The organism is Dactylosporangium siamense, assembly GCF_016862795.1.
Taxonomy (GTDB): Bacteria; Actinomycetota; Actinomycetes; order Mycobacteriales; family Micromonosporaceae; genus Dactylosporangium; species Dactylosporangium siamense.
In genome coordinates, this window is the sequence record NZ_BONQ01000128.1 from 24,872 (window position 1) to 48,338 (window position 23,467).

Annotated in this window: 24 protein-coding genes; 9 read left to right on the forward strand and 15 right to left on the reverse strand. The window is 72.8% G+C overall.

Annotated elements, in window-relative coordinates; all coding sequences use genetic code 11:
* Window positions 1-4 precede the first annotated feature (4 nt).
* From Dsi01nite_RS40815 to Dsi01nite_RS40825, 3 genes are read right to left on the reverse strand one after another with little or no spacing between them, the layout of a single operon-like run.
* Window positions 5-451 (reverse strand): WD40 repeat domain-containing protein, encoded by a 447-nt coding sequence (locus Dsi01nite_RS40815; protein ID WP_203851768.1) that lies wholly within the window; start codon window positions 449-451, stop codon window positions 5-7.
* Between the two features lie 10 nt (window positions 452-461).
* The gene (locus Dsi01nite_RS40820) at window positions 462-866 is read right to left on the reverse strand and encodes a MerR family transcriptional regulator (RefSeq protein ID WP_203851769.1); all 405 of its coding nucleotides are present in this window, start codon (window positions 864-866) and stop codon (window positions 462-464) included.
* A 4-nt stretch (window positions 867-870) separates the two neighbouring features.
* Entirely contained in the window at window positions 871-1,683 is an 813-nt protein-coding gene (locus tag Dsi01nite_RS40825; protein ID WP_203851770.1) for a serine hydrolase, read from the reverse strand.
* On the opposite strand from Dsi01nite_RS40825, the gene Dsi01nite_RS40830 reads away from it, so the two are divergent.
* On the forward strand, window positions 1,682-2,470 hold the full coding sequence (locus tag Dsi01nite_RS40830; RefSeq protein ID WP_203851771.1) for an endo alpha-1,4 polygalactosaminidase: 789 nt from the start codon (window positions 1,682-1,684) through the stop codon (window positions 2,468-2,470). The genes Dsi01nite_RS40825 and Dsi01nite_RS40830 overlap by 2 nt on opposite strands.
* Before the next feature lie 14 nt (window positions 2,471-2,484).
* Here Dsi01nite_RS40830 and Dsi01nite_RS40835 read toward each other — a convergent pair whose 3' ends face one another.
* From Dsi01nite_RS40835 to Dsi01nite_RS40850, 4 genes are read right to left on the reverse strand one after another with little or no spacing between them, the layout of a single operon-like run.
* Complete coding sequence (locus Dsi01nite_RS40835; protein WP_239136541.1) at window positions 2,485-3,354, reverse strand: diacylglycerol/lipid kinase family protein; 870 nt, start codon at window positions 3,352-3,354, stop codon at window positions 2,485-2,487.
* Window positions 3,355-3,384: 30 nt separating this feature from the next.
* A complete protein-coding gene (locus Dsi01nite_RS40840; RefSeq protein WP_239136542.1) occupies window positions 3,385-4,176 on the reverse strand; it encodes an ABC transporter permease in 792 nt (263 codons plus the stop codon).
* A complete protein-coding gene (locus Dsi01nite_RS40845; protein WP_203851773.1) occupies window positions 4,173-5,726 on the reverse strand; it encodes an ABC transporter permease subunit in 1,554 nt (517 codons plus the stop codon). The genes Dsi01nite_RS40840 and Dsi01nite_RS40845 overlap by 4 nt, the downstream gene beginning before the upstream one ends.
* Entirely contained in the window at window positions 5,723-6,661 is a 939-nt protein-coding gene (locus tag Dsi01nite_RS40850; RefSeq protein ID WP_203851774.1) for an ABC transporter ATP-binding protein, read from the reverse strand. Before Dsi01nite_RS40850 ends, Dsi01nite_RS40845 begins: the two co-directional genes overlap by 4 nt.
* Window positions 6,662-6,747: 86 nt before the next feature.
* Between Dsi01nite_RS40850 and Dsi01nite_RS40855 the strand changes: the two genes are divergently transcribed.
* Together Dsi01nite_RS40855 and Dsi01nite_RS40860 are read left to right on the forward strand one after the other, a co-directional pair.
* Window positions 6,748-7,410 (forward strand): response regulator transcription factor, encoded by a 663-nt coding sequence (locus Dsi01nite_RS40855; RefSeq protein WP_203851775.1) that lies wholly within the window; start codon window positions 6,748-6,750, stop codon window positions 7,408-7,410.
* Window positions 7,411-7,492: 82 nt separating this feature from the next.
* Entirely contained in the window at window positions 7,493-8,581 is a 1,089-nt protein-coding gene (locus tag Dsi01nite_RS40860) for a sensor histidine kinase (RefSeq protein ID WP_203851776.1), read from the forward strand.
* A 6-nt stretch (window positions 8,582-8,587) separates the two neighbouring features.
* Here Dsi01nite_RS40860 and Dsi01nite_RS40865 read toward each other — a convergent pair whose 3' ends face one another.
* The 7 genes from Dsi01nite_RS40865 to Dsi01nite_RS40895 form a co-directional block, all read right to left on the reverse strand.
* On the reverse strand, window positions 8,588-9,400 hold the full coding sequence (locus Dsi01nite_RS40865; protein WP_203851777.1) for a VOC family protein: 813 nt from the start codon (window positions 9,398-9,400) through the stop codon (window positions 8,588-8,590).
* A 93-nt stretch (window positions 9,401-9,493) separates the two neighbouring features.
* Window positions 9,494-10,582: a hypothetical protein gene (locus Dsi01nite_RS40870; RefSeq protein ID WP_203851778.1), complete on the reverse strand. Its 1,089-nt coding sequence runs from the start codon at window positions 10,580-10,582 to the stop codon at window positions 9,494-9,496.
* A gap of 122 nt (window positions 10,583-10,704) precedes the next feature.
* The gene (locus Dsi01nite_RS40875; protein ID WP_203851779.1) at window positions 10,705-11,694 is read right to left on the reverse strand and encodes an SIS domain-containing protein; all 990 of its coding nucleotides are present in this window, start codon (window positions 11,692-11,694) and stop codon (window positions 10,705-10,707) included.
* Window positions 11,691-12,548, reverse strand: a complete 858-nt coding sequence (locus tag Dsi01nite_RS40880; RefSeq protein ID WP_203851780.1) for a carbohydrate ABC transporter permease — start codon at window positions 12,546-12,548, stop codon at window positions 11,691-11,693. The genes Dsi01nite_RS40875 and Dsi01nite_RS40880 overlap by 4 nt, the downstream gene beginning before the upstream one ends.
* The gene (locus Dsi01nite_RS40885; protein ID WP_203851781.1) at window positions 12,538-13,476 is read right to left on the reverse strand and encodes a carbohydrate ABC transporter permease; all 939 of its coding nucleotides are present in this window, start codon (window positions 13,474-13,476) and stop codon (window positions 12,538-12,540) included. Before Dsi01nite_RS40885 ends, Dsi01nite_RS40880 begins: the two co-directional genes overlap by 11 nt.
* A gap of 68 nt (window positions 13,477-13,544) precedes the next feature.
* Complete coding sequence (locus tag Dsi01nite_RS40890) at window positions 13,545-14,831, reverse strand: extracellular solute-binding protein (RefSeq protein WP_203851782.1); 1,287 nt, start codon at window positions 14,829-14,831, stop codon at window positions 13,545-13,547.
* Window positions 14,832-14,886: 55 nt separating this feature from the next.
* On the reverse strand, window positions 14,887-15,642 hold the full coding sequence (locus Dsi01nite_RS40895; protein WP_203851783.1) for a GntR family transcriptional regulator: 756 nt from the start codon (window positions 15,640-15,642) through the stop codon (window positions 14,887-14,889).
* 105 nt (window positions 15,643-15,747) lie between these two features.
* Between Dsi01nite_RS40895 and Dsi01nite_RS40900 the strand changes: the two genes are divergently transcribed.
* The 5 genes from Dsi01nite_RS40900 (at window position 15,748) to Dsi01nite_RS40920 (ending at window position 21,616) form a co-directional block, all read left to right on the forward strand.
* Entirely contained in the window at window positions 15,748-16,611 is an 864-nt protein-coding gene (locus Dsi01nite_RS40900; RefSeq protein ID WP_203851784.1) for an ROK family protein, read from the forward strand.
* Window positions 16,612-16,637: 26 nt separating this feature from the next.
* Window positions 16,638-18,866 (forward strand): beta-galactosidase, encoded by a 2,229-nt coding sequence (locus Dsi01nite_RS40905; protein ID WP_203851785.1) that lies wholly within the window; start codon window positions 16,638-16,640, stop codon window positions 18,864-18,866.
* Window positions 18,863-19,903 (forward strand): SIS domain-containing protein, encoded by a 1,041-nt coding sequence (locus tag Dsi01nite_RS40910; protein ID WP_203851786.1) that lies wholly within the window; start codon window positions 18,863-18,865, stop codon window positions 19,901-19,903. The genes Dsi01nite_RS40905 and Dsi01nite_RS40910 overlap by 4 nt, the downstream gene beginning before the upstream one ends.
* A 70-nt stretch (window positions 19,904-19,973) precedes the next feature.
* Window positions 19,974-20,990 (forward strand): LLM class flavin-dependent oxidoreductase, encoded by a 1,017-nt coding sequence (locus tag Dsi01nite_RS40915; RefSeq protein ID WP_203851787.1) that lies wholly within the window; start codon window positions 19,974-19,976, stop codon window positions 20,988-20,990.
* A gap of 53 nt (window positions 20,991-21,043) precedes the next feature.
* Window positions 21,044-21,616, forward strand: a complete 573-nt coding sequence (locus Dsi01nite_RS40920; protein WP_203851788.1) for a dihydrofolate reductase family protein — start codon at window positions 21,044-21,046, stop codon at window positions 21,614-21,616.
* Between the two features lie 79 nt (window positions 21,617-21,695).
* Here the strand turns inward: Dsi01nite_RS40920 and Dsi01nite_RS40925 are convergent, their stop codons facing one another.
* The gene (locus Dsi01nite_RS40925; protein ID WP_239136543.1) at window positions 21,696-22,268 is read right to left on the reverse strand and encodes a TetR/AcrR family transcriptional regulator; all 573 of its coding nucleotides are present in this window, start codon (window positions 22,266-22,268) and stop codon (window positions 21,696-21,698) included.
* Window positions 22,269-22,343: 75 nt separating this feature from the next.
* Between Dsi01nite_RS40925 and Dsi01nite_RS40930 the strand changes: the two genes are divergently transcribed.
* A complete protein-coding gene (locus tag Dsi01nite_RS40930; protein WP_203851790.1) occupies window positions 22,344-23,402 on the forward strand; it encodes a DUF2867 domain-containing protein in 1,059 nt (352 codons plus the stop codon).
* Window positions 23,403-23,467: the final 65 nt, after the last annotated feature.

Sequence of the window (23,467 nt, forward strand, 5' to 3'; positions counted from 1 at the left end):
GGCCTCAGCGCCTCCGCCGCCGGCGGTCGTGCAGCCGGAAGACGCCGATACCGCCCTGCCAGCCGGTGACGACGGTGCCGTCGGCGGCGAGGGCGACGGCGTGCACGGGGTGTTCGACCGGGATGCGATGCAGCTCGGCGCCGGCCCGCAGGTCCCAGACGCGGACGGTGCCGTCCCAGCCGCCGGTGACCGCGACCGCCCGGCCGTCGGGGTGCTGTCCACATGCGACGGTCCGGGCCTCGCCGTGGTGACCGGGCACCGGCGGCCTTGTGCCACCGGCGAGCGGGAGGCGGTGCAGCGTGCCCTGGGTGTCGGACGCGACGGCCAGCCCGTCGAGGACGTCGACGGCCGTCAGGTCCGTCGCGCGGTCACTGACCGCACCGCCTGGACCAGGTCGATCCCCCGGCCGCCGCTCGAGGTCAGCACCACGGTGAGGTCGGCGCTGCTCCATGCGACCAGGGTCAGGCCGCCGGGGCGTCGACGGGCTCAGCGTGGGCCAGCTCAGGGCGCGCGAGCTCGCGCCGGTACCAGCCGATCTTCTCCTTGATCCTCAGCTGTTCGTCGCGCAGCTCGGCGATCTTGCGTTCGATGTCGCGGTCGTGCTCCTCGAGCAGCTCGGCGCGCTCCTCGAACGTGCTGTCACCGTCGCGGGCGAGCTCCGCATAGCGGCGCATCCTGGCGATCGGCATGCCGGTGTCGCGCAGGCACCGCAGGACGCCGAGCCAGTCGAGGTCATCGTCGGTGAACAGGCGCTGCCCACCGGCGGTGCGGTCGATGCCGTCAAGGAGGCCGATGCGCTCGTAGTAGCGCAGCGTGTCGAGGCTGAACCCGGTCTTCTGGACGGTCTCCCGTGGCGAGTACGGCATACCGCTATTTTCCCACGGTCACCCGGATCGCATCACCCAGCGCACGCATCGTCGCCAAGACATCACCAACCGTGGCCGAAGCTGGCGGCCAGTTCGCCAGGACCGCGTAGCTGACCGTCATCGAGGGGCCCGTCACCACACCGACGTCGACCCGGACCCCGTCGTCGGTGCCGGTCTTGTTGCGCACAACACCGCCGTTGTGTGACAGCGGGTCCAGGTCGAACGCCGACGCGACCATCGACAGGTCCGCCGACGTCCGCATCCAGTCCAGCACCCGTGGCCCGCCCTCGACGGACGGCAGCCGGTGCAGCAGCAGCGACAGCTCGGCGGCACTGCCGGAGGACAGCCGCGGCGCATGGTCGGCGGTGCGCACGTCGCGGACCACGTCGTGCAGCGCCGTCGCGGTCAGGCCCAGCGACGCGGCGAGCGCCGCGACCCGGTCGAGGCCGACCCGGTGCAGCAGCACGTTCGTGGCGAGGTTGTCGCTGACCGACGCCACCAGGACCGCCAGGTCCTCGACGGGCAGCACATCGGTGCCGAGGAACCGCCACAGACCGGAATCGGCGACGGGTGCCACGTCCCGCCGGTCACACGGCAGGTCCAGCGGCAGGCTTCGGGCCACCTCCAGCAGGAGCAGCAGCTTGCCGACGCTCGCGGTCGACAGCACCAGGTCCGGCCGGTGCGCGTGCACCACCTCGCCGCCGGCGTCGCGGACGCACACGGACCAGGTGACGGCGGCGTCTGTCCCCCGACCGGGCGGCGCATTCCGCCGGACCGTCAGATCAGGCCATTCCACCGCCGGCCGATGGCGAGGCATGCGACGCACCCCCCGCACCGTGTTCGTGGCCCTGGCGGCACTCGCCGCCGTCGTGATCTCCACCGTACCGGCCGCCGCCGCCACCGCCCCGGCCACCTGGTGGAAACCGGCCGCCGGCGCCACCTGGCAGATGCAGTTCACCGGGGTGCTGGACCAGTCCGTCGCCGCCGACGTGTACGACATCGACGGCGCCGACGCGACCAGGGCCCAGGTCACCAAGCTGCACGCGGCCGGACGCAAGGTGCTGTGCTACGTCGACGCCGGCTCGTGGGAGAACTGGCGCGCCGACGCCGCCCGCTTCCCCGCCGCCGTGCGCGGCAAGGCCCTCGACGGCTGGGCCGGCGAGCAGTGGCTCGACATCCGGCAGTGGGACACGCTGCGGCCGATCCTCGCCGACCGCTTCGCCACCTGCAGGGCCAAGGGCTTCGACGCCGTCGACCCGGACAACATGGACGGCTACGCCAACGCCTCCGGCTTCCCGCTGACCGCCACCGACCAGCTGCTGTTCAACCGCCGCGTCGCGGACCTGGCGCACTCGCTGGGCCTGGCCGTCGGCCTGAAGAACGACCTCGAACAGATCACCAGGCTGCAACCGTCCTTCGACTTCGCCGTCAACGAGTCGTGCGTGCAGTGGAAGGAATGCGCCCTGCTGAGCCCGTTCGTCACCGCCGGCAAGCCGGTCTTCCACGTCGAATACAAGGCGTCCCTGTGCCCGACCGCGGCGAACCTGCGGTTCAGCTCGATCCGCAAGAACCTGCGCCTCGACGCCTTCCGCGCCACCTGCTAGCTATGGCTATGGCGTCAGGGGACGGCGATGGTCACCGCGGCCCGCACCGCCTTCGCCTTCAGCTTGCGGACCGGAGTGCGGGCGCCGCCGTCGAGTTCCAGCAGCACCGGGGAGGCGAAGCGCACCTTGACCTTCCGGGCGCTGGCCACCCGGACGAACGGCGAGGACTCGGTGCGGCCGAACGCCATCCGGCCCAGGGTGCGGGCCCACTGCAGGGCGCCCTGGGCGGTGGACACGCCGACCTCGAGGCGGCCGTCGAACGGGCTGGCGTCGTCGAAGGCCTCGATGCCGCCGGCGATGGTGCCGATGTTGCCGAGCAGGACGCAGGTGGCGGGGCCGGAGAACCATTCCTCGCCGTCGAGGGTCACGGTGGCCTCGACCGGGTCGTCGCCGACGTGGCGGACGGCGGTGCCGAAGTAGGCGAGCTTGCCGGCGCGGCTCTTCATGCCGCGGTCGGCGTCGTCGATCATCGCGGCGTCGAAGCCGGCGCCGGCCATGACGGCGAAGTGTTCGCCGGCGACCTTGCCGAGGTCGAAGCGCCGGCGGGTGCCGGTCAGGCCGATCCGGACGGCGGCGGCGATGTCGGCGGGGATGTCCAGGGACGACGCGAACAGGTTCGCGGTGCCGGCGGGAATGACCGCCAGGGTCACGGCGGAGCCGGCGAGCGTGTCGACGCACCGCTGCACCATGCCGTCGCCGCCCCAGACGAAGACCAGGTCGGCGCCGGCCTCGACGGCCCCGCGCAGCTGCTTGGGGGCTTTGCGGCTCTTCGGGACCTCGCGCCAGTCGGGGGCCTCGACGCCGGCGCGGGCCAAAACCCGTCGCAGCTCGTCGAGGCCCCCGCCGAGGGTCTTGCCGGCATGGGCGATGACAGCGACATTCACACCCGCACCGGTACCCATGGGCAACGGTCACTAAGCGTCGCGCAGCTCCAGCAGCACCGCGCCCACGAGCAGCGCGCCGAACGCCCAGGCCGCCGTGACGCCCAGGCCCGCCCACGGCCCGATGGGCAGCTTGTCCAGGCCGGTGGTGGCCTGCACGGCGAGCCCGGCGGTCATCGGGCCGATCTGCAGCAGGTGCCGCTCCCAGTGCGGGTCGGGTGCGGCGGCGGCGAGGATCGGGAACAGGAACAGCAGCGCCAGGACCACCCCGACCGCCGCCGCCGCGTTGCGCACGATCGCGGTCACGCCGATCGCGAGCAGGCCGATCAGCAGCAGGTACAGCACCGTGCCGCCGGTGGCCCGCAGCACCGCCGGCAGCCCCGCCGCACCGGGCAGGAAATGCCGTCCGAGCAGCGCCGACGCGGTGACGGCGACCGCCGCGGCCGGGGCGACCACGCACGTGACGACAAGAGCCTTCGCGGCGAGGACGCCGGCCCGGCGCGGCATCGCCGCCAGGGTGCCGTGGATCATGCCGGTGCCGTACTCCCCGCCGACGGCAAAGACGGCGAGGATCGCGACGAGGGCCTGGCCGAGCTGGACGCCGGTGAGCCCGGTCTTCGTCGGGTCGCCGCCGCAAACGGCGGTGTCGCAGGGCATGTTGGCCGCGACGAGGACGCTGACGGCGACCGTCGCCACGACGATCCCGACGACCAGCCACACCGTCTCCGGTGCGGTGCGCAGCTTCGTCCATTCCGCGTGCAGGTATCGCAGGCCGGTGCGCCGGGTCCGCAGCGAGGGCGCCACGACGGCGAGGGCGGTGCTCATACGTCCCTCCGGCGGAAGCGGTACGCGGCGAAGGCCAGCCCGGCGACGGCCCAGGCGAGCAGGACCCCGAACCCCTCCGACGGCGTCAGGGGGAAGAAGCCGTTGGAGGGCGTGTAGAGACCGTCGACCTGCGCGTACCGGGGCGTGCTCTGCTGGACCGCGAACGCGGCCGCCGGGGTGAGGCGCAGCAGCCACTCGCCGGCGGCGATCGGCAGCACGGTCATCGACAGCAGGTAGGGCAGGACGGTCGCCACGATCGCGACGGTCACCGCCACCGTGCCGCGCCGCAGCAGGACCCCGAACGCGAGCGCGAGGACCGCGGCGACGGCGAGCAGCGCGCCGGTGCCCGCGACGACCCGCACCTCGGTCGCGAGCGAGACGTGATGCACGTAGATGCCGTTGCCGCGCAGGATGTCCGGGCCGAACATGATGACGACGGCCGCGGCGGCGAGCCCGATGCCGAACGCGACGCCGCCGAGCACGGTCGCCTTCGCCGCGAGGGCCGTCATGCGGCGCGGCGCGGCGGTGAGGGACGTGCGGATCAGGCCGCGCCGGTATTCGCCGGTCATCATCATCGCGCCGATCACGACGACGAGGACCAGGCCGGCGAAGGTGCCGACGAGCGTCTGGCTGATCGAGGTGCCGAGGCCCGCCGCCCCCGCCACGGCCGGGGCGATGTCCCCGGAGCCGGTGACGGTGAACCCGCCGCCGGTCTCCTCGGCGCCGTTGGGTCGGCTGCCGCCCGCCGGACCGCGGTTGCCGACGTCCGGGTCGCCGGGCCCGCCAGGCGCGCCCGGCCCGCCGACGGCGTCCGGGTCGCCGCCCGTGGCGACGGTCCAGGTGCCGGCCGGCCAGCCGCCGGTCGTGGTGATCTGGTCGAATCCGGCCGTGGCCTTTGACGGGGCACCACTCGCCGAGGACGCGTTGATCACCTTCGTGAACTGCGGCGAGGTGACGAACAGCCCCACCTCCGCGGTCGCCGGCAGGCCGGTGAGCCGCACGGTGCCGATCCCGGTCCAGCTGACGCCGTCGGCGGACTCCAGCGCCGTGACGCGGTCGCCGGCCCGGGTCAGCCGCAGCCATCGTGGTGTCGCCGCGGATGTGGTACTTCCAGCGAGGTCGTGCACGTAGTTGTGCTGCAGGCGCACCCCATGCGCGCCGGTGAGCATGACCGCCGCGTATGCGGAGCCGGGCCGGGTGCCGTCCTTGACGATCAGGCCGGCCTTCGCCCACGGCACCACCCCCGCGACGTCGCCGGTGCCGCTGTCGGTCAGGTCCGGCCGGGCGCCGGTCATCGACGCGACCCGCGCGGTGATGGTGCCGTCGCCGGTGAGCGGCCGGTGCACGAACGTGAACACGTCGGTGACCTCCTGCCCCTCGGGGCCGACCGGGAGGCCGCACACGTTGGCGCCCCGGCAGGTGCCCTCCATGCCGGGGAACAGGCCGAAGCCCACGATGACGGCGGCGGCGACCAGCATCCCGATCACCCAGCCGCGCACGGTCCGGAACTTCGTCCACTCGGCGTGGACCAGCCGCGCGTAGGCGCTCATCGGGTCACCTCCGACGACGACGGCGATGACGCCGCGCGGAACTCGACGGCGTCGCGGGTGAGCTCCAGGTACGCCTCCTCGAGGGTGGCCCGGTGCGAGGAGACCTCGGCGAACGGCACCGCGTGCGACGTCAGCAGCGACACGACCGCCTCCGCGGCCAGCCCGGTGATGGCCAGGGTCCGCGCGTCCGCGCGGGTGACCACGGCGCCGGCTGCCGTCAGTACACCTGCCGCAGCGTCGATCGAAGCAGCATCGGCGCGCAACGTGACCCGGCCGGCACCGGCCGACTCCAGCAGCGCGGCGATGTTCGTGTCGGCGATGACCCGGCCCCGGCCCGCGACCACCACATGGTCGGCGGTGTCCTGCAACTCGCTCATCAGGTGGCTGGACACGAGCACCGCCCGCCCCTCGGCGGCCAGCCCGCGCAGGTGCCGGCGCATCCAGATGATGCCCTCGGGATCCATGCCGTTGAACGGCTCGTCGAGCATCAGCGCCGGCGGGTCCCCGAGCAACGCGGCGGCGATGCCGAGGCGCTGGCGCATGCCGAGGGAGAACCCGCCGGCGGCCCGGCGCGCCACCCCTTGCAGGCCGGCCCGCTCCAGGACCTCGTCGACGCGGCGGCCGGGCAGGCCCTGGGAGTGCGCGAGCCACAGCAGGTGGTTGCGCGCGGTCCGGCCCGGCTGCAACGCCCCCGCGTCCAGCAGCGAACCGAGGTGGCACAGGGGGCGGCTGAGGCTGCGGTACGGCCGGCCCCCGACCAGCGCGGTGCCCGCGTCGGGTGCGTCGAGACCGAGAATCACCCGCATCGTGGTGGACTTGCCGGCGCCGTTGGGGCCGACGAATCCGGTGACCTGGCCGGGTTCGACGGAGAACGTCATCCCGTCGAGAGCGGTCTGCGACCCGAACCGTTTGCGAAGTCCGTTGACGACAATCATGGATCCTGTTGTACGGATGGCGCGGTGACACCACGGTGACAGCCGCTGACACCTCGCTGACACCTTCGACCTGGCATCGTGGTGACATGCGGGTGCTGGTGGTCGAAGACTTCGAGGTCCTGGCCAGGACGGTCGGCAAGGGGCTGCGGCGGGAGGGCATGGCGGTCGACGTCGTCCTGGACGGCGCCGATGCCCTGGACCGGCTCGCGGTGAACCGGTACGACGTGGTCGTCCTGGACCGCGACCTGCCCGGCGTCCACGGCGACGAGGTCTGCCGCCGGATCGTCGCGGCCCGCTCCAGCAGCCGGGTCCTGATGCTCACCGCGGCCAGCACCGTCAAACAGCGCGTCGACGGCCTCGGCCTCGGCGCCGACGACTACCTGCCGAAGCCCTTCGACTTCGAGGAGCTGGTCGCCCGCATCCGGGCCCTGGCCAGGCGCCCCTCGTCGGCGCTGCCCAGTGTGTACGAGCACGCCGACCTCACCCTCGACCCGGCCCGACGGGTCGCGACCCGCGGCGGCCGCCGCCTCGAACTCACCCCGAAGGAGTTCGGCGTCCTGGAGTGCCTGCTCGCCGCCGACGGCCGTCCGGTCTCCGCGGAGGAGCTCCTCGAGCGGGTCTGGGACGAGGCCGCCGACCCGTTCACCACCGTGGTGAAGACGACGATCCGCCGCCTGCGCGGCAAGCTCGGCACCCCCGACCTCATCCACACCGTCCGTGAGGCCGGCTACCGTATCGGCGCGCTGTGAGCGGGCAGCGGAGCGGCTCGGGCCGCTCACCATCGGCACAGGTGGGCTCGCGTCGGCGCCGGAGCGCAGCGGAGGCGACGGCGTGAGCGGGCACCGCAGCCGCCGGCTGCAATGGCGGCTCACGGCCCTGTACGCCGTGCCGTTCCTGCTCGCTGTCGTTGCGGGATTAGGGCTGTTCTCCTACGGTTCGGCGTCCAGCGCCCCCGTGGGCCCGGGGTCCCCGGCCCCGACGCCCGAACCACCCGTCGGCGAAGACCAGATGCTGCGCATCATCGTGGTCACGCTGCTGATCTCCTGCCTGCTCGCGATCATCGGCGGCTGGATCATCGCCGGCCGGGTCCTGCGCCCGCTGCGCACCATCATCGCCAACGCCCGCGACATCTCCGCCACGAGCCTGCACCGCCGTCTCGGCCGGACCGGCTCCTCCGACGAGTTCACCGAGCTCGCCGAGACCCTCGACAGCGTCTTCGAACGCCTCGAGGCCGCGTTCGCCTCGCAGCGCCGCTTCGTCGCCAACGCCTCCCACGAGCTGCGGACCCCCCTCGCCGCCGAACGGGCCCTGCTGCAGGTCGCCCTCGCCGACCCCGGTGCCACCACCGAGACGTTGCGCGAGGCGTGCCACGAGGTGCTCGCCCTCGGCGCCGCCCAGGAACGCCTCGTCGACGCGCTGCTCACCCTCGCCAGCGGCGAGCAGGGCGTCGAACAGGACGAGCCCGTCGACCTGGCGTTGCTGGCAACGGCCGCGCTGCACCGCCGCTCCGCCGAGACGAAGGTCCGCGGCGTCCGCGTCGGCACGTCCCTCGCCCCGGCGACCGGCGCCGGCGACCCGCGGCTGGTCGAGAGCCTGGTCGCCAACCTCGTCGACAACGCCGTGCGGCACAACGTCGACGGCGGCTGGGTCGAGGTCAGCACGGTCTCGGTGCCGGGCGCGGCCCGGCTCACGGTGCGCAACACCGGTCCGGTCGTGCCGGCGGAGCAGGTGGGGCGGCTGCTGCAGCCGTTTCAGCGGCTGGACGGGCAGCGGCTCGGCCGCACCGACGGCCACGGCCTCGGCCTGGCCATCGTCCAGGCGATCGCCACCGCCCACGGCGCCGCGTTGCAGGTCCTGCCCCGCCCGGAGGGCGGCCTGGACATCACCGTCGACTTCCGCCCCGCCCCACCGGCGCCCTGACCGGCGTCACCAGCCGTCGGGCGGGGTGAACTGGCTGAGGGTGAACCGGGCGCCCTGCGGGTCGCGGACCACCGCCTTGCGGGTCCACAGGTCCTCGGTGGCCGCGACGACCGTCCCGCCGAGCCGCTCCGCGTCGGCGGCGCTGCCGTCCCGGTCGGCGACGCTGAACGTCACGTGCCAGTGCGCCGGCTCCCCCGCCGCGACGGGCACGACACCACCGATGACGTCGGCGAACCCGGGTGGCGCGGACGCCTGCCGCTCGTGGATGTGCGGGTCGACCGTGGCGGCGAGATGGTCGCCGTAGCCGGGCACCTGCAGCATCGCGCCGGCGCCCGGGATGTCGACGGCCTTCCAGCCGAACAGCGGCGCGTAGAACGCCAGCGCGGCGTCGACGTCGGGCGTGCGCAGGTCGCTGAAGTTCCACGCGCCGGGCACGTTGACCAGCTGGGCGCCGGGCCGGCGGCGGGCCTGCCAGAGCCGGAACCCGGCACCGGCCGGGTCGGTGCAGGCGGCGGTCCGGCCACCCGGCCCGGCGTCGGCGGGCGGCTCCTGCACCGTCCCACCGCCCGCGACCACGGCGGCGGCGCTCGCGTCGGCGTCGTCGACCGCGACGTAGGTGTGCCAGCCCGCGACGCCCTCCGCCGCACCGATCGCGGCGACGTCACGGCCTTCGAGGGTGGCGATGCGATACCGCGGCGCCACCTCCGTGAACGCCCAGCCGAACAGCTCGCCGTAGAACCGGGCCGCGGCCGGCAGATCCGGCTGCGTGACGTCGACCCAGCTGGTCACGCCGTGCGGATACGTCCTCGTTGCGGTCATCGCAGCATCCTTTCCTCACCTGCGACCGTAGGCCGGGATCCGGTCAGCTACTGTCCGCACCCCGGCGAAACCGCCCGCACGGGATCGGGTGGGTCAGCCGCGGCGCCACCAGCGGCGCTTCGCCGGTGGCGGTGGGGCCTTGTCGGGGTCCTGGTCGGGGTCCTGGTCGGGGTCCTCGTCGACGCGGGCCAGGACGGCTGTCGCCACGGCGCGGTCCTCGGCGGTGCGGCCGGGGGTGATCAGCATCAGGCGGGCGAGGGACTCCTCGATCGTGACGGCCCGGCGGGCCGAGACCGCTGCGTCGAGGCGGGTGCGGACCAGTTCGCGAATCTCGGGGCGGACGGCCGGCTCGCGGTACGCGGTGGTCACCAGCGCGAACAGGGCCGCGTCCGCGACCCAGTCCTCGACGCCGAGCGCAAGGTCCACGAGGACCTCGCGGCGGGTCGAGGTCGGCCACGGTTCGTCCTTGGCGTGGTGCAGGATGCCGAGGCACACCCAGGGTTGCAGGAGGCGGAACCAGTACATCGGCGTCGACTGCGCCAGGTGCTGCCAGCGTGGGGTTTCGGGCGCCGGCGGCAGATGGGCCAGCAGGCCGAGCAGGTCGGCCAGGGGCAGGTCGCCGAGCGGTGCGGCCTGGACGTAGCCGGACAGGGGCGACGCCCACGGTTCGCCGGCGACCTCGTGCAGGGCGCTGACCGCGGCTGGGGACGGCGCGGGCACGGCGGGGACGGGTTCGGTGCCGTCGTAGCGCCAGACCGCGTGCCGGCCGGGGCGCAGCGGCAGGCGGATGTCCGGGTCGGGGAACTCGGCGATGCCGATGTCGACCGGGCCGACGATCCGGCGGCAGGCGGTGATGGCGCTGGCCGGTTCGGGGCCGGAGAGGCCGAGGCCGGTGACGTCGAGCTGCTCGCCCTTGGCGCGGCGGGCGCCGACCTCGTTGGCGATGTTGGCGATGGCCTCGCTCGGCATCGGCACCCAGTTGAGCCACGGCCGTTTCGACCCGGCCAGGGCGAACACGACCTCCGTCATGGCGCAGGCGCACGGGTCGTCGAGGATGTCGACCAGGGCGGCCACGTCGCCGTCGGCGCGGTAGCGGACCGCGTGACCGGCGGCGTCGCGGTGCTTGAACGTCGGGTCGGCGGACAGCCGGCGCAGGTCGGCGTCCGCGTCGTCGGAAAACATGGCGGGGAGCGTAGCAAGCGGAAACGGCGGGAGCGCAGCAAGCGGGAACGGCGGGGAGCGCAGCAAGCGGGAACGCCCCGGACCGCCCGCAGCGGCGGGCGGTCCGGGCGGCCAACCGGGCGTCAGGCGGTGGTGGTGACCTTCGACATGTGGCGGAACTGCCCGGCGACGGTGCCGGCCTGCTCGGCCACCGCGAGGGTGAGCAGCTGGATCGGGAGGATGTCCAGCACCGGGTCGGGGAAGGGCAGGCGCAGTGCGCCCGCACCGGACACCCCGGCCAGGTGGGCCCGGCCGCCGATGGCGGTGATGTCGTCGACCAGGCGCCGGTTGCGCTCGGCGGTGCCGGGCTCGCCCTCGTAGACGATGACGACGGTGCCGGGCGTCGGTGCCATCTCCAGCGGGCCGTGCCGGAAGCCGGGCACCGTCATGCCCTCCGCGGGCAGCTGCACGGACTCCTTGACGATCAGCGCGCCGGTCGCGGCGGCCGCCCGGGCGGCTCCCCGGCCGGCGAGGAAGAGCGCGCGCAGGTCCCGGACGACGTCGTGCAGCGCCGTGACGTGCCCGCGCCAGTCCGCGAGGTAGGCCGTGGCCGCGGCGGCCACCCGGTGGTGGTCGTCGGCGCGCCGGCCGGTCAGCTCGCCGGCCAGCCACGAGGCCGCGACCAGGGTGCTCACGTAGGTCCTGGTCGCGACCGTCGCCTCGAGGCCCGCCCGGATGAGCGCGACGGCGTCCGCGGCCAGGGCGAGGGGGCTGTCGGCGGTGTTGGTGACGGCGATCAGCGGGCGGCCGGCCTGCCATCCGACGAGGTCGACGATCTCGGCGCTGGCGCCCGACTGGGATGCCGCCACCACGACCGGGTTGCCGAACCACTGCGGTGAGCCGTCGACGAGCTCGCCGGTCTCGACCAGGCTCACCCGGTGTCCGGCCTGCCGCAGCGCGCGGTACAGCGGCCACAGCCCCCAGTAGGACGAGCCCATCCCGGTGAGCACGATCGGGCGGCTCTGCGCGGTCCGCCGCAGGGCCGGGTCGAGCCGCTCCCCGGCCAGGGCCTGCGCGGTGTCCGTCAGCGCCGCCGGCTGGGCCAGGATGTCGTCGCGGTATGGATAGCTCATTTGATTCCCGTCGTGGAGATGCCGCGGACGAACTTCTTCTGGGCCAGCACGAAGACGATGAGGACCGGCACCGCGGTGACCGACGCGGCGGCGAGCATCTGCTCCCACTGGGTCACGTAGCGGCCCTGGAACTGCGCGAGGCCCAGGGAGACGGTGAAGTACTTCTCGTCGCGCAGGTAGACCAGGGGCTGCAGGACGTCGCTCCAGGTGGCGATGATCGAGAACAACGCCACCGACAGCAGGGCCGGCCGGCACAGCGGCAGGACGATCCGCAGCAGGATGCCGAGCTCGCTGCAGCCGTCCATCCGGGCCGCGTCGGACAGCTCGGTGGGGATGCCCAGCATGAACTGGCGCATCAGGAAGATGAAGTACGCCTTGCCGAACCAGGCCGGCAGCACCAGTGGCAGGAAGCCGGGCACGCCGCCGACCAGGCCGAGCTTCTGATACATCGAGAACAGCGGGATGATCGTGACGAAGTCGGGCAGCAGCATGGTGGAGATGACGAGCAGGAACGCGGCGTTGCGCCACTTCCAGTCGACCCGGGCCAGGCTGTAGGCGGTGAGGGTGGCCGAGAAGAGCGTGCCCACGGTGACCACCGTGCTCAGCGCGATGGTGTTGAGCAGGTAGCGGCCGAACCCGTCCTTCACCAGGACGTCGAGGAAGTTGTGCCACTGCGCGGGGTTCGGGATGAGCACCGGCGGCCAGGTGAAGACCTGGTCGTGGCGTTTCAGCGAGGTGCTGATCATCCACAGCAGCGGGATCAGGAAGAGCAGCGCCACGGGCATGAGGGCGAGCTGCCGGCGCCAGCGGGGGCCGGATCGCAGCGCCACCGGCTCGTCGAGGTCACTTCGCATAGTGCACCCACCGGTTGGACGTGCGGATCGCGATGATCGTGAGGGCCATGACGACGATGAACATGATCCAGGCCATGGCCGAGGCGTAGCCCATCTTCAGGTAGCTGAAGGCGTTCTTGTACAGGTACACCGCGTAGAAGTTCAGCGAGCCGGCGGGTTTGCCCTGGCCCTGCTGCCCGACGATGTAGGGGATCGAGAAGTACTGGAACGACCAGATCAGCGCGTTGATCAGCTGGAACAGCATGACCGGCGTCAGGTGCGGCAGGGTGATCGAGCGCAGTCGCTGCCAGGCCGAGGCGCCGTCGATCGCGGCGGCCTCGTAGTAGTCGACCGGGATGTCCTGCAGCGCCGCCAGGTAGAGCAGCATGTCGCTGCCGATCATCCACAGGCTCATCAGCAGGACCGACACCTTGGCCCAGTCCGGGTCGCTCAGCCACGGCGGCGTGGGCGCGCCGAACAGCCGCAGCGCCCCGTTGACGAGGCCGAACTGCGGGTTGAGCAGCCACATCCAGATGGCCGCGGTGGCGGCGGCCGGGACGATCGACGGCGCGAAGATGATGGTGCGGTAGGCCGCCAGGCCGCGGGCCGGCCGGTGCAGCAGCAGGGCCAGGCTGATGGCGAGCACGATGCTCAGGGGCACGACGAGCGCCGTGAACACCAAGGTGTTGGTGAACGCCTGCACGAACGTCGAGTCATGGGTCAGCTCGCGGTAGTTGTCCAGCCCGACCCACTGCGGGGTGCCGAACAGCGAGTAGTCGGTGAAGCTGTAGTACAGGGTGGCCAGCACCGGATACAGCGTGAAGGCCAGGAAGCCGAGCAGCCACGGCGACAGGAAGGCCAGGCCGATCATCGTCGGGCGCCGGGACCGGCGCCGGGCTCGCGGCTTGGGTGGTGCGGGTGTCACCGCGGGTGCGGCGGTGGCGGTCATGGTGCCTCGTTTCTGCGACCGGGCCGGACGGATCCCGCGGCGGGGCGGGACCCGTCCGGCCGGGACCGCTACTGGAACTGCTTGGCCTGATCGGTCAACGTCTGCTGGGCCTTGTCCAGGGCCTGGCCGACGTCGGCGCCGCCGTTGTAGACCTGGTCGACGACGGCCGCGAGCTGGTCGGCGTACATCCGGGCGTACGGCACCGGCGCCCAGGCCCGGGCGTTCTTGGACGTGCTCAGCGTGGCGAGGAACTTGGTCGGCCCGTCGGTGGTGAACGTGGTGAGCGGACCGGTCAGGTGCGGCAGGTTGGAGATCTTGTTGGAGAAGTCGCCGGCGAGGTCGGCGTTGAGCGTCATGAACTTGGCGAACTCCTTGGCCGCCTTCTGGTTGTGCGCGGCCCGCGGGATGACGATCGGGTTGGTGCCGACGTCGGTCGCGCCGGCGTGGGCCGGGTCGGACGCGGGGATGCTCATGACCCCGAAGTCGATCTTGGAGTCCTTCAGCATGGTGGCCTGCCAGCAGCCGTCGATGTACATCGCCACCTTGCCCAGCGCGAACGGGTTGTCGCCCTTGGTGAAGCCGGAGGTGAACGCGGCGACCTTCTTCAGGTCGTAGGAGCGGGCCAAGTTGGCGTCCCAGGTGATGGCGTCGCGGACGGCGGGCTGGCTGATGGCGGGCTTGTTGCCGTCGACGAAGGTCGCCCCGAACGCCATGCCGAGGTTGATGGCGCTCCACTCGTCATGCAGCGGCAGCCAGCCGAGCTGGGTGATGTTCCCACCGGCGTCCACCTTGGTCAGCTTGCGCGCCGCGGCCTCGAGCTCGGTGATCGTGGCCGGCGGCTTGTCGGGGTCCAGTCCGGCCTGCTTGAACAGCTCCTTGTTGTAGAAGACCCCCCAGTCGTAGTCGACGAAGGGCAGGGCGAAGACCTTGCCGTTCTGCTCGCCCCAGGCCCGCGCGGCCGGCACGGCCTTGGCGTCGAGGTCGCCCTTGATCTCGGCGGCCAGGTCGGAGAGGTCGAGGATCGCGTTGTTGTGGAACCACAGGGCGGGCGACTCGCTGTCGGTGCTCATCACCACGTCGGGCGCGTCGCCGCCGGACATCGCGGTGAGCATGGCCTGGGCGTTCTTGTCGCCGACCACCTCGACCTTGATGTTCGGGTGGGTCGGGGTCCAGTACTTCGCGATCATGTCCCGCAGCGCGGTGGTCTCGCCGTCGGCGAAGCCCTCCCACAGGGTGATGGTGACGGGCTTGTCCGCGGTGCCGAGACCGGCGTCGCCGCCGGCACTGCAGCCGGCGAGCACCGTCGTGGTCGCCACCAGCGCGGCAAGCAGGCCGCGGGCGCGTTTTCTGGGCATGGTGAAGCTCCTTCTGGCCCGGGTGGGCCAAGGGTGTTTGCAGCGGGATGGGGTGTCAGCCGGCGTTCGGTGGGATGACCGACTGCCGGCCGGAGGCGAAGCTGAAGCGGTCGGACCGGTAGACCGACCGGACGTATTCGAGGCTGCGCAACGAGTCGTCGAGGGAGAGGTGCCAGGCGACCAGCACCGGGTCGCGGGTGGCCATGTCCAGGTGCCGGGCCTCCTGGGCGGTCGGCTTGTGGGCCTGCACGATCGCCTCCGCCCATTGCGGGACGATCGAGTAGACCCGGCGCATCACGTCGTAGAGGTGACTGTCGGCGAAGTGTTCGGCGGTGAGATCGGGGTAGAGCCGGCGGGGCAGGTAGGCCGTCTGCAGGGCCACGGGGTCGCCGTTGGCCAGCCGCAGCCGGACCACCCGGTAGCACTCCTCCTGGAGCGGGGCGCCCAGCATGGCGGCGGTCTCCGGGTCAGGGGTCGCGACGCCGAACTCGAGCACCTCGGAGCTGGGCTCGAGGCCGCGCTGGCGCATGTCCTCGGTGAAGCTGGTGGACAGCGAGAACCGGCCGAGGAACGGCTTGGCGACGAACGTGCCGCGGCCGCGCACCCGGTATGCCTCGTGCGAGGCGACGAGCTCGTCCAGCGCGGCGATCGCGGTGGCGCGGCTGACCTCGAACTCACGCACCAGGGTCGGTTCGGACGGCAGCTGGTCACCGGACTGGTAACGGCCCTGCTGGATCTGCTCGCGCAACAGCGCCGCGAGCTGCATGTACAGCGGAACATAACTGGACGGATCCAGTCTCGTGGGCTTCACCGTGCGCTCCTGTCCGGTTGACCGGTCAACCGCTTGCCCGTCTGATGGGCGTACGGTAAGTTTCCCGCCGCGGCAGTGTCAAGTGCCGCGGGAAAGGGCTTCACGATGCATTCGAGACTCACCGTCGGGGTCGACGTCGGCGGCACCCGCACCAAACTGGCCCTGATCGACCCGGAACCCGGCCTGGTCCTCAGCGAGGCCGTCCACCCGACGATCACCGAGGGCCGCGAGGCGTTCCTGACCGGGCTCGCCGGCCACGTCCGGCAGCTGGCGGGCAGCGCCGGGGTGGACACCGGCGCCGTGCGCGGGGTCGGCATCGGGCTGCCCGGTTTCGTCCTCGACGACCTGGTCGACCTGGTGTGGCCCGAGCTGGCCTTCCTGGAGGGCACGACCCTGCGCGCCGAGGCCGAGGACGCGCTCGGGCTGCCGGTGGTGTTCGACAACGACGCCCGGGTGGTCGCGCTCGGCGAGGCCCGGCACGGCGGCCACCCCGGCACCCGGCTGCTGTCGCTGACCATCGGCACCGGACTCGGCGTGGCGCTGGTGGTCGACGGCCGGTTGCAGGAGCGCGGATCCCTGACCCACCTCGCCGGCCACCTGCCGGTGCGGCCCGGCGCCCGGCCCTGCTTCTGCGGCTTCGCCGGCTGCCTGGAGTCGCTGGTGTGCGCGGGCCGGCTCACCGACGAGACCGGGCTGCCCGACGCCGCCACGGTGCTGGCCACGGCCGGCAGTCCGGCGGTGGCCGGCTGGCTGGCCGACCTGGCGACCGGCCTCAACGCCTACGCCCACCTCTACGCCCCGGACGTGGTGGTGATCGGCGGCGGCCTGAGCCGCGGGCTCGCCCCCCACCTGCCGGCGCTCGCCGACGCCCTGTTCGCCCAGCCGTACCACGGCTACACCGTCGAGCTGCGCCGCACCGACCTCGCCGAGCGGGCCGGCTCGCTCGGCGCCGCCGCGCTGCTCGACTGACCATCCCGCACGATCTGGAGAAGTCCATGACCAAGCCCACCTTCGGGTTCTTCCCCGTCGGCGCCGTGCACCACGCCGACTACCTCAAGCAGTCACCTCCGCTCGACCCGGACGACTACCGCGAGTTCATGCGCGGCGAGATCACGGCGATGCAGCGCCTCGGCCTGACCTCGTACGACATGAACTTCGCCTGGTTCGACCTCGAGGTGGCCCCGGGTGAGTTCGACTGGCGCCGCACCGACGCGGTGTACGAGATCTGCGCCGAGCTGGGGCTGCCGATCTTCGCGTGGATCTTCGCCGAGCTGACCCCCCGCTGGCTGGTCCAGCAGCATCCCGAGACCGCCGCCGTCGCCGCGACCGGCTACAGCGGACCGTCGCACAGCTACGGCTCCGCGCTCGTGCGGCGCCGGATGCGCGAATACATCACCGCCGTGGTCGAGCGCTACGACGACCCCCAGCGGATCCTGGCGTACAACGTCGGCGTCGAGTCCGGGCTGTTCTGGATCGAGGAACAGGACAGCAGCGAGCCGGCCGCCCGGCTGTGGGACTACAACCCGGAGGTGGTGGCCGGGTTCGGGCCGTGGCTGCGGCAGCGCTACGGCACCCTCGCCGAGCTCAACCGGGTGTACCGCGACCACTACCGCGACTTCGCCGAGGTGCAGCCGCCGAACAGCCGGTTCATCCAGGAGCAGTTCATGCTCATCAACCAGGTGCCGTGGCTGGACTGGCGGACGTACATGTGCGACGTCCTCACCGGCTACATCCACTTCAAGGCCGGCTGCGTGCGGGACCTGCGCCCGGACGCGGTCGTCGCCGAGCAGAGCTACGTGATCGACCCGGCCGTCAACGGCCAGGACATCTGGCGCACCAACGCGGCGATGGACGCGGTCGGGACCAGCATGTTCGTCTCCAACACGCCCGGGGAGCACCTACAGGGCTCCTACTGGCACGACTACTTCCGCAGCTCGGGCAAGGGCAAGCCGTACTGGATCTGGGAGCTGCGCTGCGGGCCGAACGCCTGGGGCCTGACCAGCTGGGGCCTGCCGATCTCCGCCGCCGACACCGCCCGGCTCACCTGGCAGGCGATCGGGCACGAGGTGAAGAGCGTGCAGTACTGGAACTGGCGCCCGCACATCGGCGGCATCGAGGTCGGCGGCCACGCCATGACCACCCGCAACGGCGAGCTCACCCCGCGGGCCGAGCGGATCGGCCGGATCGCACGGACCGTCAACGCCGACGCCGACTGGTATGCCTCGCTGCGGTTCGACCCGGCCGGCATCGCGATGCTCGATCCCAAGCTGGCCCGGATCGTCGCCACCGGCGAGGGCTCCGACCGCTACGTGACGGAGGCGCAGTTCGGCATGTACGCCGCCGTGCGCGGGCTGGGCCACCGGGTCGACTTCCTGCACGACGACGAGGTGGCCGCCGGCGGTCTCGACGCGTACAAGGTGCTGCTGATCCCCTTCGGCTACGCGATGGACTCCCGCACCGCCGCCACCGTGACCGCCTGGGTCCGAAACGGCGGCACGCTCGCCGCGGGCATGTGGTGCGGCGCCAAGGACGAGCACGGCTACGGCCAGCCGTTCAACCCCGGCCTGGGCCTGCACGAGGTCTTCGGCGCGCACGAGGTGGAGCTGCAGCCGGTCCTCTCCCCGCAGGAGAGCAGCGGCACGGACATGTCGTTCTCCTTCGGGCGGATGCCGAGCGGCGAGCCGGTGATCACGCTCGTGGCGGGCGTCTCCGACGGCGGCTCGGCGGCCGCCGGGCAGACCTTCGAGGGCCTGGCGTACCTGTCCCGGCTCGCCGTCCAGGACGGCGCGCAGGTCGTGGCCGTCGACGAGACCGGCGCGCCGGTCGTGGTGCACCACCGGTTCGGCGCCGGCCGGGCGCTGCTGGTCGGCACCGTCCCGGCCCGGCCGGTCGACCAGCAGTTCCGGGTCGACGGCCTGAGCCGGCTGCTCGACGACCTGGCCCGCGACGCGGGCGTGGTCCCACCGGCGCGGCTGGTCGAGCCGACCGGCCGCATGGTGGAGGTCGAGCTGCTGCGCGGGACCAGCGACCGGGACCTGGTGGTCCTGCTCAACGCCACCCGCGAGAGCGTGGCGGCCCGGGTCACGCTGACCGGACCGGCCCGGGCCGCGTACGACGCGGAGACCAAGGAGCCCGTCCCGTTCACCACGGCCGGCGACGAGGTCGGGTTCGACCTCACGCTCGAGCCCGGCGACGGCCGCGCGATCGTGCTGGAGCGCCGGTGACCACCGCCGCACCGGTCGGCGCGGAGCGCCGCCCGAACCGTTTCCTGGACGACATCCTGGCCCAGCCCGCGGCCCTGCACGCGGTGCTGGACCACGTGGCGGCACAGACCGGCCCGCTCGAACGGGCCGGGCGGCTGCTGCGGGCCGCCGACCGGGTGGTGCTGACGAGCATGGGCAGCGCCTACCATTCGCTGGTCCCGGTGGCCGACGCCCTGGACGCGGTCCTGCCCAATGTGCGGCTGGTCGAGACCGCCGACCTGCTGCGCCGCCCGCGCCGGCCCGGCGACGCCTACCTCGTGCTGTCCCGGTCCGGGGAGAGCCGCGAGATCCGGCAGCTGGCCGCACTGCTGTGCGAGGAGCGCGCCCCGCTCGTCGCGGTCACGATGACGCCGGGCAGCTCCCTGGACCAGGCGGCGGACGTGACGCTGCACGACCCGGCGCCGTACGACAGCTTCATCTGCACCAAGGCATACAGCACGATGGCGCTGACCGGTCTGCTGCTGTCCGCGCACATGGCCGGCGACCTGGACGACCGGCTGGTCCGCGCGCTGCACGGGACGTTCGACGAGCTGGACGAGCAGGCGCCGGCCATCCTGGCGGCGGTCGAGGCGGTGCCCTGGATCGGCGAGAGCGTCACCTTCCTGTCCCGGGGGATCGGCGCGGCCACCGCGACCGCGGGGACGCTGTGGCTGGAGGAGGCCGCCCGGGTGCGGGCCTCGGCCAGCACCGTCGACGCGTTCCTGCACGGTCCGGTGGAGCAGGTCGAGGACGGCTTCCGCGGCGTGTGGATCGACCTCGAACCGGACCCGGCCGGCGCGGTGCAACGCCAGTACCTGAAGGACCGCGGCGCCAGCCTGTTCGGCGTGGTGACCGCGCCCGGTGAGCCCGGCGACGTCGTGGTGCCCGGCGGCGACCTGCCGCCGGCCTATCGCGTGCTGACCGCCGCCATGCCGGTGCAGATGCTGGCCTACGCCTCGGGCCGGGCCCGGGGACTGGACCCGGGCACCATGCGCTACCTCGGTTGGGTGGTCCAGTAGACAGCGGCCACCCGGGTCCCCGGCCGGGACCCGGGTGGCCGGGGCCGGTGAATGTTGAATAATCAACAACATGGCGCTGCAGAAGCTGGGGTTCCTGACGATCGGATTGTTCGACGAGGCGGACCCGCGCCGCGGGCACGAGTCGACGCTGGAGGTGATCCAGCTCGGTGAACGCCTCGGGTTCGACAGCGCCTGGGTGCGGCACCGGCACCTGCAGTTCGGCATCTCGTCCCCGGTGGCGGTCCTGGCCGCGGCGAGCCAGCGGACCAGCCGGATCGAGCTCGGCACCGCCGTCATCCCGCTCGGCTGGGAGAACCCGCTGCGCCTGGCCGAGGACCTGGCCACCGTCGACGTGCTGTCCGGCGGGCGGCTCAACCCCGGGGTCAGCGTCGGCCCGCCGATGCACTTCGACCGGGTGAAGCAGGCGCTGTATCCGGACACCGCCGACGCCGAGGACTTCGGCTACGAGCGGGTCCGGCGGCTGCTGGACCTCGTCCGGGGCGTGCCGGTGACCGACGCCGGGGTCGAGGGGTTCGAGGTCTTCTCCGACCGGGTGCAGCCGCACTCCCCCGGGCTCGGCCGCCGGATGTGGTACGGCGGCGGCAGCCTCGCCTCGGCCCGCTGGGCCGGTGAGCACGGCATGAACTTCCTGACCAGCAGCGTGGTGAAGGCGGAGGAGTCCTCCAGCGATTCCTGGGACTTCGCCGCGATCCAGCGCTCCCACATCCGCGCGTTCCGCGCCCACCACCCGGACGGCGACAAGGCCCGGGTCTCGCAGGGCCTGGTCGTCATCCCGACCGACTCCGCCAGCCCTTCGCAGCGGCAGCGCTACGAGGTGTACGCCCAGCAACGCACCCCACGCACGACCAGCCCACAGGGTCCGGCGCGATTGATGTTCGCCCCGGATCTGGTCGGCCCGTCGGCACAGATCGCGGAGCGGCTGCACGCACACGCCGGGTATCAGGAGGTCTCGGAGGTGGCGTTCGCGCTGCCGTTCAGCTTCGAGCACGACGACTACGTGCAGATCCTCACCGACATCGCCACCCGGCTCGGCCCGGAACTCGGCTGGCGGCCGGTGTCGATGTAGCCGGGTGCTCTTCGTGTAGAGGGTTGAAGGCCTTTCTACAACGGAGGTAGTTCATGAGGAAACTGAGTGTCATCGAGTTCCTGACCCTGGACGGGGTCATGCAGGGCCTGGCGTCACCGGAGGACGGGTTCGAGCACGGCGGGTGGGGCGCGCCATACTTCTCCGAGGAGCAGGCGGCCGCCTCGGTGGGGGGCATCGCGTCGACGACCGCCTATCTGTTCGGGCGCCGCACGTACGAGCACATGTTCGCCTTCTGGCCCACCCAGCCGGACTCAAACCCCATGGCCGCGCACCTCAACGCGACCGCGAAGCACGTGGTCACCGCCACCCACACCGAGCTGGCCTGGAACAACGCGCACGTCCTCGACGGTCCCATCGGCCCGGCGGTGCGCAAGCTCAAGGGCGACGGTGAGGGCACGATCGCGGTGCTCGGCAGCGGCCTGCTCGTGCAGGAGCTGATCGCCCAGGACCTCGTCGACGGATACCGGCTGTTCCTGCACCCGCTCCTGCTCGGCACCGGCGAGCGGCTGTTCCGCGGCCTGGACGGGCCGCGCCCGCTGCGGCTGGTCGACTGCACCCCGACGAGCACCGGGGTCATCATGCTGTCCTACGACGTCATCAGGTAGCTGTCCTACGACGTCGTCAGGTAACGGGGGGTCGCGGGCGGTGTCGCGGACGCGCGGCACCGCCCGCGGTGCTGGTCACTCATCCACCGGCGGGCGACAACAGCACGGTCAGGACGCTGTCCAGGTAGGCGCCCTGACCGCCGGTGTCCGCGGGCAGCAGGTCCGGCAACCGGGCGGCGAGCTGCGCCTGCCCGACATACGCCGTGTACGCGAGCAGGGCCCGCCGCCGCGCCTCCCCCGCCTCGAACCCGGCCTCGGTGAAGAGCTGTTCGACGTAGTCGAGCCGGCGGCGGGTGACCCGCTGCACGACCGGGCCGACGAGCGGGTGCTCCGCCACGGCGAGGACGTTGGTCTCCAGCCGGCTCGAGCGGGCGTGCCCGAGCACGGTGGTGAACAGCAGCGACAGCTTCCGGGGCGGGTCGCCGGCCGCCTCGACCAGGTCGATGATCGCGTCGGTGCAGGCCCGCTCCCACAGTTGCATGGTGGCCTCGACCAGCGCGTCCCGGTTGGTGAAGTGCCAGTAGAAGCTGCCCTTGGTGGCCCCGAGCCGGGCCGCGAGGGGCTCGACCGCGACCGTGGCCAGCCCGCCGTCCGCGATCGCGGCGAGGGCCGCCCCGGTCCAGTCCTCCGCGCTCAGCCGCCGTTGTGCCATCCCCATACGGTAGCGTACGGTTCTTCCATACGGCACCGTATGGAGCGTGCCGTCCGGGTGGAACGGCAGGCAGCCATGCAGAACGTTCAACGCCGCACGATCGACGCGCCCCTGGGGCTGATGGGCCCGCTGCTGGACCGGGTCGCGGCCGACGACGACCCGCTGTGGCCGGTGACGACCTGGCCCCCGATCCGGTTCGACGGCCCACTCGCCCCCGGCGCCGCCGGCGGCCACGGCATGATCCGCTACAGCGTCGTCGAGCACGTCCCGGGCCGCCTGCTGCGGTGCCGGTTCGACCCCACCCTCGGCCTGGTGGGCGAGCACGAACTGCGGCTGGAGCCCGACGGCGACGGCACCGCGGTCGTGCACGTGATCCGCGGCCGGCTCACCGGCGGGATGCGGGTCCTGTGGCCGGTCGCGATCCGGTGGCTGCACGAGGCGTTGCTGCAGGACCTGCTGGACAACGCCGAACGCGCCGGCACCGGCACTGTGCGGACCCCGGCCCGCTGGTCACCGTGGGTCCGCCTGCTGCGCCGCGCGCTCGCCACCCGCACAACGAAACCCGGCACGGCTTCGACCGGCGCGGGCGCCGCGGTCAGGGTGGATGCGGTCGTGGGTGGAACGGATGCGCGCCACACGGACCCAGGCGGCACGGGCGGCGGCCGCGCGGGGCGGCCTCGGCGGGTGCCGCTGCCCGGTGGCGCCCGGCTCGCCGCCGGCACCCTGAGCCACGTCGACCTGATGGACGCGTGGCAGGGCACCCGCCCGCCCGGCGCGAGCACCGACCCGGCCGCGTGGCGGGCCGCGATGTTCAACCGCCCACCCCGCTGGGTCGGCGCGCTGATGCGCCTGCGCAACCGCATCCCCGGCCTCGAACCGCTGGACACCCGCGAGGTGTTCGCCCCGCTCGACGCCCGCGACGACGAGGTCCTGTTCGGCGCCGACACCCGCCACTTCGACCTGCGGATCTCGCTGTTCGTCGACGCCGGGTCGGTGGTCTGCTCGACCCTCGCCCGCCCCCGCACCCGCCGGGGCCGCGCCTACCTCGCCGTGGTCAGCCGGGTCCACCCCCTCGTCGTCCGGACGATGCTGGCCCGCGCCCTGCGAGCCGCCCCGTTCGCCCCGGCGACCTGACCTGTTTCAGGCCGCGGCCGGCAGCTTTCGGGCCGCAGTCGGCAGCTTTCGGGCCGCGGCCGGCA